General features: G+C 41.4%; 16 protein-coding genes. All 16 read left to right on the plus strand.

The features are described 5' to 3' along the window. Positions 1 to 2: 2 nt before the first annotated feature. The 16 genes from CO686_RS03835 to CO686_RS03910 all read left to right on the plus strand — a co-directional run bounded on the left by CO686_RS03835 (position 3) and on the right by CO686_RS03910 (position 16643). Positions 3 to 1277: a DUF2130 domain-containing protein gene (locus CO686_RS03835; protein WP_001002618.1), complete on the plus strand. Its 1275-nt coding sequence runs from the start codon at positions 3 to 5 to the stop codon at positions 1275 to 1277. Between the two features lie 25 nt (positions 1278 to 1302). After that, a complete protein-coding gene (locus tag CO686_RS03840; protein ID WP_096753535.1) occupies positions 1303 to 2550 on the plus strand; it encodes a glutamyl-tRNA amidotransferase in 1248 nt (415 codons plus the stop codon). Positions 2551 to 2577: 27 nt separating this feature from the next. Further along, positions 2578 to 3456: a tRNA pseudouridine(55) synthase TruB gene (gene truB / locus CO686_RS03845; RefSeq protein WP_096753536.1), complete on the plus strand. Its 879-nt coding sequence runs from the start codon at positions 2578 to 2580 to the stop codon at positions 3454 to 3456. Between the two features lie 111 nt (positions 3457 to 3567). Next, positions 3568 to 4206 carry a uridine kinase gene (udk, locus tag CO686_RS03850; protein WP_001181376.1) on the plus strand — a complete coding sequence of 213 codons (639 nt, stop codon included), beginning with the start codon at positions 3568 to 3570 and terminating at the stop codon, positions 4204 to 4206. Positions 4207 to 4334: 128 nt separating this feature from the next. Further along, positions 4335 to 5675, plus strand: coding sequence for an exodeoxyribonuclease VII large subunit (gene xseA, locus CO686_RS03855; RefSeq protein WP_096753537.1), 1341 nt, complete (start codon positions 4335 to 4337; stop codon positions 5673 to 5675). After that, positions 5653 to 5865, plus strand: a complete 213-nt coding sequence (locus tag CO686_RS03860) for an exodeoxyribonuclease VII small subunit (RefSeq protein ID WP_084918279.1) — start codon at positions 5653 to 5655, stop codon at positions 5863 to 5865. Before xseA ends, CO686_RS03860 begins: the two co-directional genes overlap by 23 nt. Further along, positions 5862 to 6737, plus strand: coding sequence for a polyprenyl synthetase family protein (locus CO686_RS03865; protein WP_084918281.1), 876 nt, complete (start codon positions 5862 to 5864; stop codon positions 6735 to 6737). Before CO686_RS03860 ends, CO686_RS03865 begins: the two co-directional genes overlap by 4 nt. Continuing rightward, entirely contained in the window at positions 6730 to 7545 is an 816-nt protein-coding gene (locus tag CO686_RS03870) for a TlyA family RNA methyltransferase (protein WP_084918282.1), read from the plus strand. The genes CO686_RS03865 and CO686_RS03870 overlap by 8 nt, the downstream gene beginning before the upstream one ends. Then, positions 7538 to 7969 (plus strand): arginine repressor, encoded by a 432-nt coding sequence (locus CO686_RS03875; protein ID WP_001034390.1) that lies wholly within the window; start codon positions 7538 to 7540, stop codon positions 7967 to 7969. Before CO686_RS03870 ends, CO686_RS03875 begins: the two co-directional genes overlap by 8 nt. 6 nt (positions 7970 to 7975) lie before the next feature. After that, positions 7976 to 9643 carry a DNA repair protein RecN gene (gene recN / locus CO686_RS03880; protein WP_096753538.1) on the plus strand — a complete coding sequence of 556 codons (1668 nt, stop codon included), beginning with the start codon at positions 7976 to 7978 and terminating at the stop codon, positions 9641 to 9643. Beyond that, on the plus strand, positions 9644 to 10372 hold the full coding sequence (locus CO686_RS03885) for a metallophosphoesterase family protein (protein WP_061427529.1): 729 nt from the start codon (positions 9644 to 9646) through the stop codon (positions 10370 to 10372). 78 nt (positions 10373 to 10450) lie between these two features. Continuing rightward, on the plus strand, positions 10451 to 12274 hold the full coding sequence (gene lepA, locus CO686_RS03890) for a translation elongation factor 4 (RefSeq protein WP_061427527.1): 1824 nt from the start codon (positions 10451 to 10453) through the stop codon (positions 12272 to 12274). A 144-nt stretch (positions 12275 to 12418) separates the two neighbouring features. Further along, positions 12419 to 13042 (plus strand): hypothetical protein, encoded by a 624-nt coding sequence (locus CO686_RS03895; RefSeq protein ID WP_096753539.1) that lies wholly within the window; start codon positions 12419 to 12421, stop codon positions 13040 to 13042. An 81-nt stretch (positions 13043 to 13123) separates the two neighbouring features. Beyond that, positions 13124 to 13972, plus strand: coding sequence for a DNA-processing protein DprA (gene dprA / locus CO686_RS03900; protein WP_096753540.1), 849 nt, complete (start codon positions 13124 to 13126; stop codon positions 13970 to 13972). 117 nt (positions 13973 to 14089) lie between these two features. Further along, a complete protein-coding gene (gene topA / locus CO686_RS03905; protein WP_096753541.1) occupies positions 14090 to 16177 on the plus strand; it encodes a type I DNA topoisomerase in 2088 nt (695 codons plus the stop codon). 106 nt (positions 16178 to 16283) lie between these two features. After that, a complete protein-coding gene (locus CO686_RS03910) occupies positions 16284 to 16643 on the plus strand; it encodes a YbaN family protein (protein WP_045617271.1) in 360 nt (119 codons plus the stop codon). Positions 16644 to 16701: the final 58 nt, after the last annotated feature.

Raw genomic sequence — 16701 nt, forward strand, 5'->3', positions numbered from 1 at the left:
ATATGAACGAAATCAAATGTCCAAATTGTGGGGAAGTCTTTACAGTAAATGAGAGCCAGTATGCAGAACTTTTATCCCAAGTGAGAACAGCTGAGTTTGATAAGGAATTACATGATCGAATGAAGCAGGAGCTGGCCTTGGCTGAGCAAAAGGCTATGAATGAGCAACAGACTAAACTGGCTCAAAAAGACCAAGAAATTGCGCAACTGCAGAGTCAAATCCAAAACTTTGATACAGAGAAAGAGTTGGCCAAGAAAGAAGTTGAACAGACAAGTCATCAGGCTTTATTGGCAAAGGACAAGGAAGTACAGGCCTTGGAAAGCCAATTGGCCACCTTGCGTTTGGAGCATGAAAATCAACTGCAAAAGACCCTTTCAGACTTAGAAAAAGAACGCGATCAGGTCAAAAACCAGCTCCTCTTGCAAGAAAAGGAAAATGAGTTGTCTTTGGCTTCTGTTAAGCAAAATTACGAAGCCCAGCTTAAGGCAGCTAGTGAACAAGTCGAATTTTACAAGAATTTCAAAGCCCAACAATCCACAAAAGCTATCGGTGAAAGTTTGGAACAGTATGCAGAGAGTGAGTTTAACAAGGTACGTAGTTTCGCCTTTCCAAATGCCTATTTTGAGAAGGATAACAAGCTCTCTGCACGTGGTTCTAAGGGGGACTTTATCTTCCGTGATTTTGATGAAAATGGTCTAGAATTCATTTCCATCATGTTTGAAATGAAAAATGAAGCTGATGGCACAAAAAGTAAACATAAGAATGCCGATTTCTACAAAGAGTTGGATAAGGACAGACGAGAAAAAAACTGTGAGTATGCAGTTTTAGTAAGTATGCTTGAAGCTGATAACGACTACTTTAACACAGGGATTGTGGATGTCAGTCATGAGTATGAAAAGATGTATGTGGTTCGTCCCCAGTTCTTTATCCAGTTGATTGGTCTCTTGCGTAATGCAGCGCTTAATTCCCTAGAATACAAACAAGAATTGGCCTTGGTTCGAGAGCAAAATATCGATATTACACATTTTGAAGAAGACTTGGATGCCTTCAAAGTAGCTTTTGCCAAAAACTACAACTCTGCTTCGACCAACTTTGGTAAAGCAATCGATGAAATCGACAAGGCCATCAAACGAATGGAAGAGGTCAAGAAATTCCTAACCACATCCGAAAACCAACTCCGCCTCGCTAATAACAAGTTGGAAGATGTTTCAGTTAAAAAATTGACCCGAAAAAATCCAACTATGAAAGCGAAGTTTGAAGCGCTGAAGGGCGAGTGAGATTACCTTAAAAACAGGAGTTACTATGAAAAAATCTTTGAAATTCTTGGAAATTTATATTGCTTATTTACCATTAGTTGTATTTTTTCTTAATCTCCTATATGGTCTTTTAAATATTGAAGGCGTAGGCGATACTGACTCAAGATATAATTTATTCTTTGCTATTTTTGGATTTATTCCAACTATATTCGGTTATGGAATTAGTTTTTTGGCTAATCTTTTGGTGGGGATATCTTATGTGCGAAAAGCAAAAAATGAATCGAAACGCTCCATTGCTTTCCTATTGATTGGAAATATTTTTTTAGCAATTTTTCTGATGTTTTTGCTAAGATTTAAAATGATTGTTTCCTTTGACTTTATAAAAGATATTGACCTTTGGAGTTTCATTTTTTCATTATTTTTATTTCCGTATTTAGATTGGATTTATCAAAAGGAAGACTATAATCCAAAATTAAGTCGTAAGTTACTTATTCTATTTTTGATTGGGATTTTTTCTCCACTTATAGGAAATACAATTCAAACCCACTTTAGAAATAATGCTAAAGTTCAACAATTAAAAGAGTTTTATTCTTCTAGGGGAATGAATTATGATGTTGCTCTTAAAAGAGTAGAAATAGATAGTAATGTTTCAGATATTAGTATTTTTGAAGTATCGGATAATGGAATGACTATCCAAGTAGGTGCTAAGTACATTCGTCAAAAATTAACACAGGTCAGTTTCATTAATGAGAATTATGGTTTTAAAGAATTCTTGAGGCTTTCTGCATCAAGCCAAGAAGCTCAGACAGTTCTGAATGATTTTAAATCAGCTGTAGAAAGTGCAATACAAAAGAAAGGATATGATTTAGTAGTTATTGATGATAAAGAACAGCCATTAGCTAGCCCTGGTTTTAAAATATCAAATTCATATAGGATAACTCCTTTAATAAAAGAAAAGGCTCTTCAAAATCAAAATTCATTCAGTAAAGAAAAACAAGCTTTTAGAGGATATGCGACTCTTTCTGTTAAAGACTTTATGAAGGAGGGAGCACTTTGCTTGCATTTAACACTTAGCAAAATCAACCTATTGGAACTAGGAGATATTGATTTTTCAAGCTTTCCAGATGGATATTACAACATAAATGCTGACTACTTTTTGGTTGTTAATGGAAAATATAAGCAACTTGAAAAGGATGATAATTTTGAATATATTTTACCAATTGAGTCGGGTAAACCATTTTACTCTGAGGATTTATATGATATTAAAAAAATTGATTTAAACAATGAGGAATAGAAGTGAAAGGGAAATTAGAAACAACACATGAACGGTATTATCAACTTAAAAAAAGAAGCGGGGATGACCTCGCACGATGCGGTTTTTAAGCTGCGCAAGATTTTGGGAACCAAGAAGATTGGTCATGGTGGGACCTTGGATCCAGATGTGGTGGGTGTTTTGCCTATTGCGGTGGGTAAGGCGACACGCATGGTCGAGTTTATGCAGGATGAGGGTAAGGTCTATGAGGGGGAAATCACTCTTGGTTATTCAACGACGACTGAGGATGCCAGCGGAGAAGTGGTCGCAGAGACACCCGTTTTGTCTCCCTTGGATGAAACCATTGTCGATGAAGCGATTGCGAGTCTGACCGGACCTATTACCCAGATTCCGCCTATGTATTCGGCTGTCAAGGTTAATGGTCGCAAGCTCTATGAGTATGCGCGTGCTGGTCAGGAAGTGGAGCGTCCAGAACGTCAGGTGACTATTTATCAATTTGAGCGGACTAGTTCGATTTCTTATGAAGATCAGCTTGCACGATTTACTTTTCGTGTAAAATGCAGTAAGGGAACTTATATCCGTACCTTATCGGTTGACTTGGGAGAGAAGCTTGGTTATGTGGCCCATATGTCCCATCTGACACGGACTAGTGCTGCAGGGTTACAACTGGAGGATGCTCTTACCTTGGACGAAATTGCTGAAAAAGTGGAGGCTGGTCAACTGGACTTTCTCCATCCTCTTGAAATTGGAACGGGGGATCTTGTCAAAGTTTTCCTAAGTCCTGAAGAGGCTACAGAAGTGCGCTTTGGTCGTTTTATCAAGCTAGACCAAACGGACCAAGAATTAGCTGCCTTTGAGGGAGATACATTGCTAGCCATTCTAGAAAAAAGGGGCAATCTCTACAAGCCAAGAAAGGTTTTTGGCTAGTCTAACTGGAGTGTGGGGATGGATTTGTTTCCCCTAGACTATCCAAATCAGACTATAAATTTTGCAAAAAATGTGATAGAATAGACGACGGATAAAAAAACGGAGGATAGCATGCAAAATAGACCAATCATTATCGGAGTGACAGGTGGTTCTGGTGGAGGAAAAACAAGTGTTTCAAGAGCCATTTTATCGCACTTTCCTGATGAAAAGATTTCCATGATTGAGCATGATTCATACTACAAGGATCAGTCTCACTTGACCTTTGAAGAGCGTGTCAAAACCAATTACGACCATCCATTTGCCTTTGATACAGACCTGATGATCGAGCAGATTAAGGAATTGTTGGCAGGGCGCCCAGTGGACATCCCGACTTATGACTATACAGAACATACACGGAGTAGCAAGACCTATCGTCAGGAGCCTCAGGATGTCTTTATCGTTGAGGGGATTTTGGTCTTGGAGGACAAGCGTCTGCGCGATTTGATGGATATCAAGATTTTTGTGGATACAGATGATGATGTGCGTATTATTCGTCGGATCAAGCGTGATATGGAAGAGCGTGGCCGTAGTCTGGATAGCGTGATTGACCAATATCTAGGTGTGGTCAAACCTATGTACCACCAGTTCATTGAGCCGACCAAGCGTTATGCCGATATCGTCATTCCTGAAGGGGTCAGCAATACTGTTGCTATCGACCTTTTGACCACCAAAATTGCAAAGATTTTGGAAGAAGCACGAAACAGCAAATAATCAGATGAGGAGGCAATGCCTCCTTTTTCTATTTTTCCTTTGGTTTCAGTATGCAAAAGGAGATTTTTAATCATCTTTTTGGTATAATAATACCCATGGAAAAGCAAGAAAATGAATAGTAGGTGGAGATGGAAAAGTATTTATCGGTAACAACTTTGACCAAGTATCTGAAAATGAAATTCGATAAAGACCCTTACTTGGAACGGGTCTATTTAACTGGTCAAGTTTCCAACTTTCGTAAACGACCTACTCACCAATATTTCTCCTTAAAAGATGACCATGCAGTTATTCAAGCGACCATATGGTCAGGGATCTATCAGAAATTAGGTTTCGACCTCGAAGAGGGAATGAAGATCAATGTAATTGGGCGTGTGCAGGTTTATGAACCCAGTGGGAGCTACTCTATCATCATTGAAAAGGCTGAGCCTGATGGAGTTGGTGCGCTTGCGATTCAGTTTGAACAACTCAAGAAGAAACTGACAGAAGAAGGCCTGTTTCAAGAACGTTTCAAGCAACCTCTTCCCCAATTTTCTAAGCGAATTGGTGTGGTAACCAGTCGCAGTGGAGCTGTTATTCGAGATATTATCACGACCGTCAGCAGGCGATTTCCAGGTGTCGATATTCTTCTCTATCCGACCAAGGTTCAAGGTGATGGAGCGGCAGAAGAAATTGCTCGAAATATTGCGCGTGCTAATCAACGGGACGATTTGGATTTGCTGATTATTGGTCGTGGTGGGGGTTCCATCGAGGATCTCTGGGCCTTTAACGAAGAAATTGTGGTACGAGCCATTTTTGAATCTCGTTTGCCAGTTATTTCTAGTGTTGGGCATGAGACAGATGTGACCTTGGCGGATTTTGTAGCGGATCGTCGGGCGGCGACACCAACAGCTGCAGCTGAACTGGCAACACCTGTAACCAAGTTGGATCTTCTGACTCATTTGCAAAATCAAGAAAAGCGGATGGCGACAGCAGTTCAGAATGTACTGTCAAAGAAAAAAGAAGCTCTGAAAAAATGCAGTCAGTCAGTCATCTTTAGACAGCCAGAGCGCTTGTATGATGGTTATTTACAACGCTTGGACCAACTGCAACTGCGCTTAAAACAAAGTTTGAGAACACGGATTTCTGATAATAAACAGCTAGTCCAAGCAAGGACGCATCAACTGGTACAATTATCACCTGTGACCAAAATCCAACGCTATCAGGACCGGCTTGGTCAGTTAGACAAGCTTCTACGCAGCCAAATGGCGCTGGTTTATGATGCCAAGGTTGCTGAGGTGAAAAGACTTTCAGAAGCCTTACTGATGTTGGATACCAGTCGAATCGTGGCGCGTGGTTATGCAATTGTCAAAAAAGAAGAGTCAGTTATCGATTCGGTTGAGATGTTGAATAAAAAAGACCAAGTGACGCTTTTGATGCGAGATGGTCAAGTAGAATTAGAGGTGAAAGATGTCAAAACAAAAGAAATTTGAGGAAAATCTAACAGAACTGGAGACCATTGTCCAAAGTTTAGAAAATGGTGAAATTGCTTTAGAAGATGCGATTGCTGCCTTTCAAAAGGGCATGGTCTTGTCAAAAGAGCTCCAAGCGACGCTGGACAAGGCTGAAAAAACCTTGGTCAAGGTCATGCAAGAAGACGGAACAGAAAGTGATTTTGAATGAAGAAGCAAGAAAAATTAGCTCTTGTCGAGTCTGCTTTGGAAAATTTTTATGGAGACCAGCAGTTTGCCTCTAGTTTGCGAGAGTCCGTTCTCTATTCCATTCATGCTGGTGGCAAGCGTATTCGACCTTTTCTCTTGCTAGAAGTTCTGGAAGCCTTGCAAGTCGCTATTAGACCAGCTCATGCGCAGGTAGCCGCGGCCTTGGAAATGATTCATACAGGGAGCTTGATTCACGATGATCTTCCTGCCATGGATGATGACGATTACCGTCGGGGGCGCTTGACAAATCACAAGAAATTTGGCGAAGCGATGGCAATATTGGCAGGTGATGCCTTGTTCCTAGATCCCTATGCCTTAATAGCGCAGGCGGATTTGCCAAGTCAGATCAAGGTGGACCTGATTGCCAACTTATCCCTTGCTTCAGGAAGTCTAGGCATGGTAGCAGGTCAGGTTTTAGATATGGAAGGCGAACACCAGCACTTGTCCTTGGAAGAACTCCAGACCATTCATGCCAATAAAACTGGAAAATTACTAGCCTATCCTTTCCAAGCCGCCGCTATCATAGCAGAATTAGCGCCAGAAATCCAAGCAAAATTGAAAGCGGTTGGTGAATTGATTGGACTGGCCTTTCAAGTTCGTGATGATGTGCTGGATGTGACCGCTAGTTTTGAGGAAATCGGCAAGACTCCACAAAAGGATTTGCAGGCAGAAAAGTCAACCTATCCTGCCTTGTTAGGCTTGGAGGAGGCGACTGCCTTTTGTAACCAAACTTTGGATCAAGCCGAGGCTAAATTAGAAGAAATTGCCCAGCAAGTTCCCTTTGAAACAGAATCGATTGTGAAAGTAGTAGAAAGTTTGAGAATCAATGGCTAAGGAAAGAGTGGATGTACTAGCTTATAAACAGGGCTTGTTTGAAACGCGAGAACAGGCCAAGCGCGGTGTCATGGCTGGACTAGTCGTAGCAGTCCTTAATGGAGAACGCTTTGACAAGCCAGGAGAGAAAATTCCAGATGATACTGAGCTAAAACTCAAGGGTGAAAAACTCAAGTATGTCAGTCGAGGTGGTCTAAAACTAGAGAAGGCCTTGCAGGTCTTTGATTTGTCAGTCGAGGGAGCAACCACGATTGATATTGGGGCTTCCACTGGGGGATTTACTGACGTCATGTTGCAAAATGGTGCTGAGTTAGTCTTTGCAGTCGATGTTGGCACCAATCAGTTGGCTTGGAAATTGCGCCAAGACCCTCGGGTTGTCAGCATGGAGCAGTTTAATTTTCGTTATGCTGAAAAGACTGATTTTGAGCAGGAACCGAGCTTTGCCAGTATTGATGTGAGTTTTATTTCCCTCAGTCTGATTTTGCCTGCTTTGCACCGCGTCTTGGCTGATCAAGGTCAAATTGTAGCTCTGGTTAAGCCCCAGTTTGAAGCAGGTCGTGAGCAGATTGGGAAAAATGGGATTATTCGTGATGCCAAGGTTCATCAGAATGTCCTTGAATCTGTCACAGCTATGGCAGTTGAGCAAGGTTTTTCAGTGCTTGGATTAGACTATTCACCAATCCAAGGTGGACATGGAAACATCGAATTTCTGGCATATTTGAAAAAGGAAGAGGGAGCAAGTAACCAAGTTGCTCCTGAAATAGAAAAAGTTGTAGAGAGAGCACATAGAGAATTTAAAGATGAATAAAAAAGAGAGACTTGAAAAAATTAGAAGATTTGTTACGGATTATCAAATCGGTACTCAGGAAGAAATCGTTGAGCATTTGAAGGAAGCAGGTATTTCTGCTACGCAAGCCACTGTCTCAAGGGACATCAAAGAGCTTGGTATTGTTAAAATTCCTTTGAAGAATAACACCTATATCTATGAGTTGCCAAAATCAATCGTCAAAAGTTTGCAGTTGGCTGAGGACAATATTGTGAGTTCTGAGTTAATGGGAAATATGATCAACCTTGCTGTCATTCCTGGAAATACTATTTTTGTGAAGAGTCAGTTGGTTGAAGCATTTTCTGAACAGATTTTTAGCTGTCTAGCTGATGATGATTCTATCTTAATTGTAGCTAGAACAGCAGAGGCAGCTGAAGAAATTGTTGAACAAGTCAAAAAATGGTAGGTCAGTATGTTACTTGAAATTTCGATAAAAAACTTTGCCATTATTGAGGCGATTTCACTCAATTTTGAAAAGGGTATGACTGTTTTGACCGGGGAAACGGGTGCTGGAAAGTCTATCATTATCGACGCTATGAATCTCATGTTGGGGGCTCGTGCAACGACAGACGTTATTCGTCACGGTGCGCCAAAAGCAGAGATTGAGGGGCTTTTCTCAGTTGAAAATAGTCGCCTTTTACAGGAACTTTTTGATGAGCAAGGTTTGGAAATGGGTGATGAAATTATCATCCGGCGTGAAATTTTGCAAAACGGTCGTAGTGTTAGTCGCGTGAATGGCCAGATGGTCAATCTTTCTGTCTTGCGTGCTATTGGGCAACACCTTGTGGATATCCATGGTCAGCATGACCAAGAGGAGTTAATGCGTCCTCAACTGCACATCCAGATGTTGGATGAGTTTGGTGATACTGTGTTCTTGGACTTGAAGGAGACCTATCAGACGAGCTTTGATGCCTATCGCAAAATGCGCAAGCAGGTTTTGGAAGTCAAGAAAAACCAGCAGGAACATAAGGCTCGTATTGAGATGTTGGAATTTCAAATGGCAGAGATTGAGGCAGCGAACTTACAGGCTGGTGAAGACTTGGCTCTCAACCAAGAACGAGATAAACTCCTCAATCATAAGAATATTGCGGATACGCTAACCAATGCCTACAGTATGTTGGACAATGAGGAATTCTCCAGTCTTGCTAATGTCCGTTCAGCTATGAATGACATGGAAAGTGTCGAAGAATTTGACCCTGAATACCGTGAAATTTCAAGTTCTCTGTCTGAGACCTACTATGTTTTAGAAGATATTACAAAGCGTTTGGAAGATATTATTGAGGACTTAGATTTTGATGGCAATCGCCTCATGCAGGTTGAGAATCGCTTAGACCTTATAAATACTATTACCCGCAAGTACGGTGGGACTGTGGACGATGTCCTGCTTTATTTTGCCAAGATTACGGATGAGTACAATCTCTTGACTGGAAATAATCTTTCTTCTGAAGACATGGAAGCAGAGCTCAAGAAATTGGAAGTTAATCTTGTCGACTTGGCAGGTCAGCTTGCATCTGCTCGTCATGATTTGGCTCAGCAGCTTGAGGCAGAGATTAAACAAGAACTGCAAGACCTCTATATGGAGAAGGCACAATTTCAGGTTCGCTTTAGCAAGGGCAAATTTAGTCGTGAGGGGAATGAAACGGTCGAGTTTTACATTTCCACCAACCCAGGTGAGGACTTTAAGCCTTTGGTCAAAGTTGCATCTGGTGGGGAATTATCCCGCCTCATGCTAGCTATTAAATCCGCCTTTTCTCGTAAGGAAGGTAAGACCAGTATTGTCTTTGATGAGGTGGATACGGGAGTTTCAGGTCGTGTAGCCCAGGCTATTGCTCAAAAGATTCATAAGATTGGCCAGCATGGTCAGGTTCTTGCTATCTCTCACCTTCCACAAGTGATTGCCATCGCGGATTATCAATTCTTTATTGAGAAGATTAGTGATGAGCATTCTACGGTGTCGACGGTTCGTCTCTTGACTATAGAAGAGCGAGTAGAGGAAGTAGCTAAGATGTTGGCTGGGGAAAATGTAACTGAAGCTGCCCTTACCCAAGCCAGAGAATTATTGCAAACGAGGATGAAATAAATGACAGACTATTATGTAATTGGAGATGTCCATGGAAAAGCAGGTATGCTGGAAGATCTTCTCAAAACATGGGATGGTCAAACTCAGTTGCTCTTTCTAGGGGATTTGATTGACCGTGGTGAAGACAGTCGCCGTGTTCTAGAGATGGTCAAAGACTTGGTCGACAATCAAGGAGCTATTTGTTTATCAGGTAATCATGAGTATATGTTTCTGACTTGGCTCGATGACCCAGAAGAAAGCTATGACCATTATCGTCGCAATGGTGGTGATACAACCATTAACTCAATTTTAGGTCGTCCCTTGGATGCACCAGTTGATGGCGTAGAAGATGCCAAACGGGTTGCGACAGAAGCAGCAGACTTGGTCGAATTTATTCGTCAAATGCCATTTGTAGTAGAGACAGACAAGTATATCTTTGTTCATGCGGGTATTGATTTAACTTTGGATGATTGGCATGAAACTACAGATTACAAGAAAGTCTGGCTCAGAAAACCATTCCACGAAGCCGAAAATCATACTGGGAAAACCATTGTCTTTGGGCATACACCAGTTTATGGCTTACTGAAGCAAGACCGAGGTACAGCTGAGCTTTGGATAACAGAGGATGGCAAGATTGGCATGGATGGAGGAGCTGTCTATGGTGGTGTCCTTCATGGAATCGTCTTTACAGACCAAGGAATGACAGAACACCACTTTATCGAAAATGATGGTTTTGTTGCCGAAGATTAGTACTCCTAGCAGGGTATGGTCTTGTCAAAATGTTAAAAACAATTTATAATTAATAGATACCCTGAAAGGAAGAGCATCATGAACTTAGAAGAATTGAAGAAACGACAGGAGAAGATTCGGAACTTCTCTATTATCGCCCATATTGACCATGGGAAATCAACCCTAGCAGACCGCATTTTGGAAAAGACGGAGACGGTTTCTAGTCGTGAAATGCAAGCCCAACTTCTGGATAGTATGGATCTTGAGCGTGAACGTGGGATTACCATTAAACTCAATGCCATTGAGCTTAATTACACTGCGAAAGATGGTGAGACCTATATTTTCCACTTGATTGACACGCCAGGGCACGTGGACTTTACCTATGAAGTGTCGCGTTCGCTAGCTGCCTGTGAAGGAGCAATTTTGGTGGTTGATGCGGCCCAAGGGATTGAGGCGCAAACTCTTGCTAACGTTTATTTAGCCTTGGATAATGATTTGGAAATTCTGCCTGTCATTAACAAGATTGACCTTCCAGCAGCCGATCCAGAGCGTGTGCGTACAGAGATTGAGGATGTCATCGGACTGGATGCCAGCGAAGCGGTCTTGGCTTCAGCCAAAGCTGGTATTGGTATTGAAGAAATTCTTGAGCAGATTGTTGAAAAAGTGCCAGCTCCAACTGGTGATGTTTCAGCTCCATTAAAAGCCTTAATTTTTGACTCAGTTTATGATGCTTATCGCGGGGTCATCCTCCAAGTGCGTGTTATGGACGGAGTGGTTAAACCTGGCGATAAAATTCAACTCATGAGCAATGGAAAGACCTTTGATGTGACTGAGGTCGGAATTTTTACACCGAAAGCAGTTGGTCGTGATTTCCTAGCGACAGGTGACGTTGGTTATATTGCGGCTTCTATCAAGACGGTTCAAGACACTCGTGTGGGTGATACAGTTACTCTAGCAAGTAATCCTGCAGCAGAACCACTAGACGGCTACAAGCAAATGAACCCCATGGTCTTTGCAGGTCTTTATCCAATCGAGTCAAACAAGTACAATGACCTACGTGAAGCCCTAGAAAAATTGCAGCTCAACGATGCCAGCTTGCAGTTTGAGCCAGAAACATCTCAGGCTCTTGGATTTGGTTTCCGTTGTGGATTCCTTGGACTTCTCCATATGGATGTTATCCAAGAGCGTTTAGAGCGCGAGTTCAATATTGACCTCATCATGACAGCTCCGTCTGTTATCTATAAGGTTAACCAAACTGATGGTGAATCTATGGATGTGTCTAACCCCTCTGAATTTCCAGATCCAACTAAGATTGTGACCATTGAAGAACCGTATGTCAAGGCGCAAATCATGGTACCGCAGGAGTTTGTCGGAGCAGTTATGGAACTAGCTCAGCGCAAGCGTGGGGATTTTGTGACCATGGACTATATTGATGATAATCGTGTCAATGTTATCTATCAAATTCCGCTTGCTGAAATTGTCTTTGACTTCTTTGATAAGCTTAAGTCTTCGACGCGTGGTTATGCAAGCTTTGACTACGAATTGTCAGAGTACCGCCCATCTAAACTGGTCAAAATGGATATCCTTCTCAATGGAGACAAGGTGGACGCCCTAAGCTTTATCGTTCACAAGGATTTTGCCTACGAACGTGGGAAACTCATCGTGGATAAGCTCAAGAAAATCATCCCTCGTCAACAATTTGAGGTACCAATCCAAGCAGCTATTGGGCACAAAATCGTGGCTCGTACTGATATCAAGGCCCTTCGTAAGAACGTACTTGCCAAATGTTATGGTGGTGACGTTTCTCGTAAACGCAAACTCCTTGAAAAACAAAAAGCTGGTAAGAAACGTATGAAAGCTATCGGATCAGTAGAAGTCCCACAAGAAGCCTTCCTTAGCGTCTTGAGCATGGATGAAGAATAGAAATAGAAAATAAAACTCTTGAAGATTTTTCAAGAGTTTTTGCTTTAAATGTGAGCTATAAAATCGGAAGCTAACAGAATAGATCAGGTTAGAATTTGACAGAAGTCCATATTTTTCTTATAATGCAGATGGAGAGGTGGTAGGATGAAAAAATTATTAATTTTAGGTACTATAGTTACTGTTAGTGCTTTTTTAGCTTCATGCTCTAATAAATCGCAAACAGCAACCGAAGAAAGTTCGTCTGCAGTTGTTAGTTCTTCTAGCAGTCAGGAAACGAGTAGCTCTAGCTCTGCTGTTTCTGAAGCGAAAAAGGAAGAGACGCAAATCATCGGCTCGAATGAATATGGATTTGTCAAGGTACCCAAATCATGGGTTCGATTCCATGAAGTAGAAGGTGGAAATGATATACAGTATAGTGATGGAACAGATATCAACATTGTTACGCTAAATACCTTCAAGGCTGAGCAGTTTAATATCAGTGAAGAAGAGTATGCTAAACTGGATGTTGTGACTGTCTCATCTAGTATTTTAACTTCCAAAGAACAAAGCTCTGATTTCAGTAAGGTTTGGGGCTCCAAATCGACCATTGGAGGTTATGAAGCCTATGTTGTCAATGCAATTGCTAAATCAGGGAAATACCTCGTTACCTGGGTTTTCCGATCAAATGATGGTAAAATCCGCTATGTTTCACTTGAAGGGGATGGGGAAACTTTAAAAACAATCTTACCGATGGTTGAAAGTAGCTGGTCAACTACTAAATCTGAATAAATGAAAAAAGAAGATCCTTGGTCTTCTTTTTATTTTTTTTAACGAATAGATAGATGAGTAGAAAAAGAAATGGAGTTGTATATGAAGATCACAAACTATGAGATTTACAAATTGAGAAAAGCTGGGCTGAGCAATCAACAAATTTTAACTGTACTTGAATATGACGAGACTGTAGATCAGGAGCTCTTGCTAGGTGATATTGCGGAACTATCGGGGTGCCGTAATCCTGCAGTCTTTATGGAACGCTATTTCCAGATAGATGATGCACAGTTGGAGAAGGAGTTTCAGAAATTTCCATCCTTCTCGATTCTTGATGACTGTTATCCTTGGGATCTGAGTGAGATTTATGATGCTCCAGCACTCTTGTTTTATAAAGGAAATCTGGACTTGTTGAAGTTTCCGAAGGTTGCTGTTGTGGGGAGTCGTTCATGTTCAAGTCAGGGAGCAAAGTCGGTCCAGAAAGTCATTCAAGGTTTGGAAAACGAGTTAATTGTGGTCAGTGGTTTGGCCAAAGGGATTGATACGGCTGCCCATATGGCTGCACTCCAGAATGGAGGAAGAACGATTGCCGTCATTGGAACAGGCTTGGATGTTTTTTATCCCCGAGCCAATAAACGTTTGCAGGAACACATTGGTAATCACCATTTGGTACTTAGCGAGTACGGACCTGGTGAGGAACCCTTGAAATTTCACTTTCCAGCTCGTAATCGCATCATTGCAGGATTGTGTCGTGGAGTTATTGTAGCAGAGGCAAGGATGCGTTCAGGAAGTCTCATTACCTGTGAACGTGCTATGGAAGAAGGACGCGATGTTTTTGCTATTCCAGGAAACATTTTAGATGGCCATTCAGATGGCTGTCACCACCTGATTCAAGAGGGAGCAAAGCTGATTAGTAGCGGTCAAGATGTGTTGGCTGAGTTTGAATTTTAAGGAGAAATTTGTTCACTCAGATAAACTTTTCTTCTATATATAGGACTTAGGTCTTGACAGCTATAGAAAAATGGTTTACACTTTATAAAGTTTATTACTTTGAAAAGGTGTGATAGTGTGGCTACGGCAACAAAGAAGAAAAAATCAACAGTTAAAAAAAATCTAGTCATCGTGGAGTCGCCTGCCAAGGCGAAAACGATTGAGAAATATCTAGGCAGAAATTACAAAGTTTTAGCCAGTGTCGGGCATATCCGTGATTTGAAAAAATCCAGTATGTCAGTCGACATTAAAAATAACTATGAACCACAGTATATCAATATCCGAGGAAAAGGTCCTCTCATCAATGACTTAAAAAAAGAAGCTAAAAAGGCCAATAAAGTCTTTCTGGCGAGTGACCCGGACCGTGAAGGAGAAGCAATTTCCTGGCATTTGGCTCACATTCTCAACTTGGATGAAAATGATGCCAACCGTGTAGTCTTTAATGAAATCACCAAAGACGCAGTAAAAAATGCCTTTAAAGAACCTCGTAAGATTGATATGGACTTGGTCGACGCCCAACAAGCTCGTCGAGTCTTAGACCGCTTGGTAGGGTATTCGATTTCGCCTATTTTGTGGAAAAAGGTCAAGAAGGGCTTATCAGCAGGGCGTGTGCAGTCGGTTGCTCTTAAACTCATCATTGACCGTGAAAATGAAATCAATGCCTTCCAACCAGAAGAATACTGGACAATTGATGGTGTCTTTAAGAAGGGAACCAAACAATTTCAGGCTTCTTTTTATGGTATGAATGGCAAAAAGATGAAATTGACTACCAACGAAGAAGTCAAAGAAGTCTTGTCCCATTTGACTAGTAAAGATTTTACAGTAGACCAGGTAGATAAGAAAGAACGCAAACGCAATGCGCCCCTACCTTATACGACCTCAACCATGCAGATGGATGCGGCTAACAAAATTAATTTCCGTACTCGAAAGACTATGATGGTGGCTCAACAGCTCTATGAAGGGATCAATATCGGATCGGGCGTGCAAGGTTTGATTACCTATATGCGTACTGACTCGACTCGTATCAGTCCTGTGGCTCAGAACGAAGCTGCAAGCTACATTAACGACCGTTTTGGTAGCAAGTATTCCAAGCATGGTAGCAAGGTCAAGAATGCCTCAGGTGCTCAAGATGCCCACGAAGCCATTCGCCCATCTAGTGTCTTTAACACACCAGAAAGCATCGCTAAGTACTTGGACAAAGACCAGCTCAAGCTCTATACTCTTATCTGGAACCGTTTTGTGGCTAGCCAGATGACAGGCGCTATCTTTGATACCATGGCTGTTAAGCTTTCTCAAAATGGGGTTCAGTTTGCGGCAAATGGTAGTCAAGTTAAGTTTGATGGGTATCTTGCTATTTATAATGACTCTGACAAGAACAAAATGTTGCCAGATATGGCTGTTGGAGATGTGGTCAAGCAGGTCAATAGCAAGCCAGAACAACATTTCACTCAACCGCCAGCTCGCTATTCAGAAGCGACTCTTATCAAGACCTTGGAAGAAAATGGTGTTGGACGTCCTTCAACTTACGCTCCGACCATTGAAACTATCCAAAAACGTTACTACGTTCGTCTGGCAGCCAAACGTTTTGAACCAACAGAGTTGGGAGAAATTGTCAATAAACTCATCGTTGAATATTTCCCAGATATCGTAAACGTGACCTTCACAGCTGAAATGGAAGGAAAACTGGATGATGTCGAAGTTGGTAAAGAGCAGTGGCAACGGGTTATTGACGAATTTTATAAACCATTCTCCAAAGAAGTAGCCAAGGCTGAATCCGAAATGGAAAAAATCCAGATCAAGGATGAGCCAGCTGGGTTTGACTGTGAAGTTTGTGGCAGTCCAATGGTGATTAAGCTCGGTCGTTTTGGTAAATTCTATGCTTGTAGTAATTTCCCAGACTGCCGTCATACTCAGGCAATTGTCAAAGAGATTGGAGTCGAGTGTCCAAGCTGTCATCAAGGACAAATCATCGAACGCAAAACCAAGCGCAATCGTATCTTCTATGGTTGCAATCGTTACCCAGAATGTGAGTTTACTTCCTGGGACAAACCAATTGGCCGTGACTGTCCAAAATGCGGACACTTCCTTGTGGAGAAAAAAGTCCGTGGTGGTGGTAAGCAGGTTGTATGTAGTAATGGCGACTACGAAGAGGAAAAAATTAAATAAAATGCAGAGCCCTGAAAATGAATTTCAGGCTCTTTTTTGTTGAGGCTTGACAAATTTCCCCCTTGTATGCGAAACTAGAGGAAGAGTAATTTATCTAGGAGAAATCATGCGTCTCATTTACCTCAGTATTGGCTTTATTTCACTGGCTTTAGCTGTTATTGGAGTTGTCCTACCACTTTTACCAACAACTCCCTTTCTTTTGTTAGCTATCGCTTGCTTTTCAAAATCTTCTAAGCGTTTTGAAGATTGGCTTTATCATACAAAGCTTTATCAGACTTATGTAGCTGATTTTCGGGAAACCAAGTCAATCGCGCGAGAACGTAAGAAAAAAATCATCGTATCTATCTATATCTTGATGGGGATTTCTATTTATGTTGCCCCTCTTTTACCAGTCAAAATTGGTCTGGGAGCCTTGACTGTCTTTATCACCTACTATCTCTTTAAAGTCATTCCTGACAAAGAATAGATAAAAATAGTAGTTATTTGCCTTGATAAAAATGAAAGTATATTTAAAATAATATGAT

The organism is Streptococcus oralis, assembly GCF_002386345.1.
GTDB lineage: Bacteria > Bacillota > Bacilli > Lactobacillales > Streptococcaceae > Streptococcus > Streptococcus oralis_S.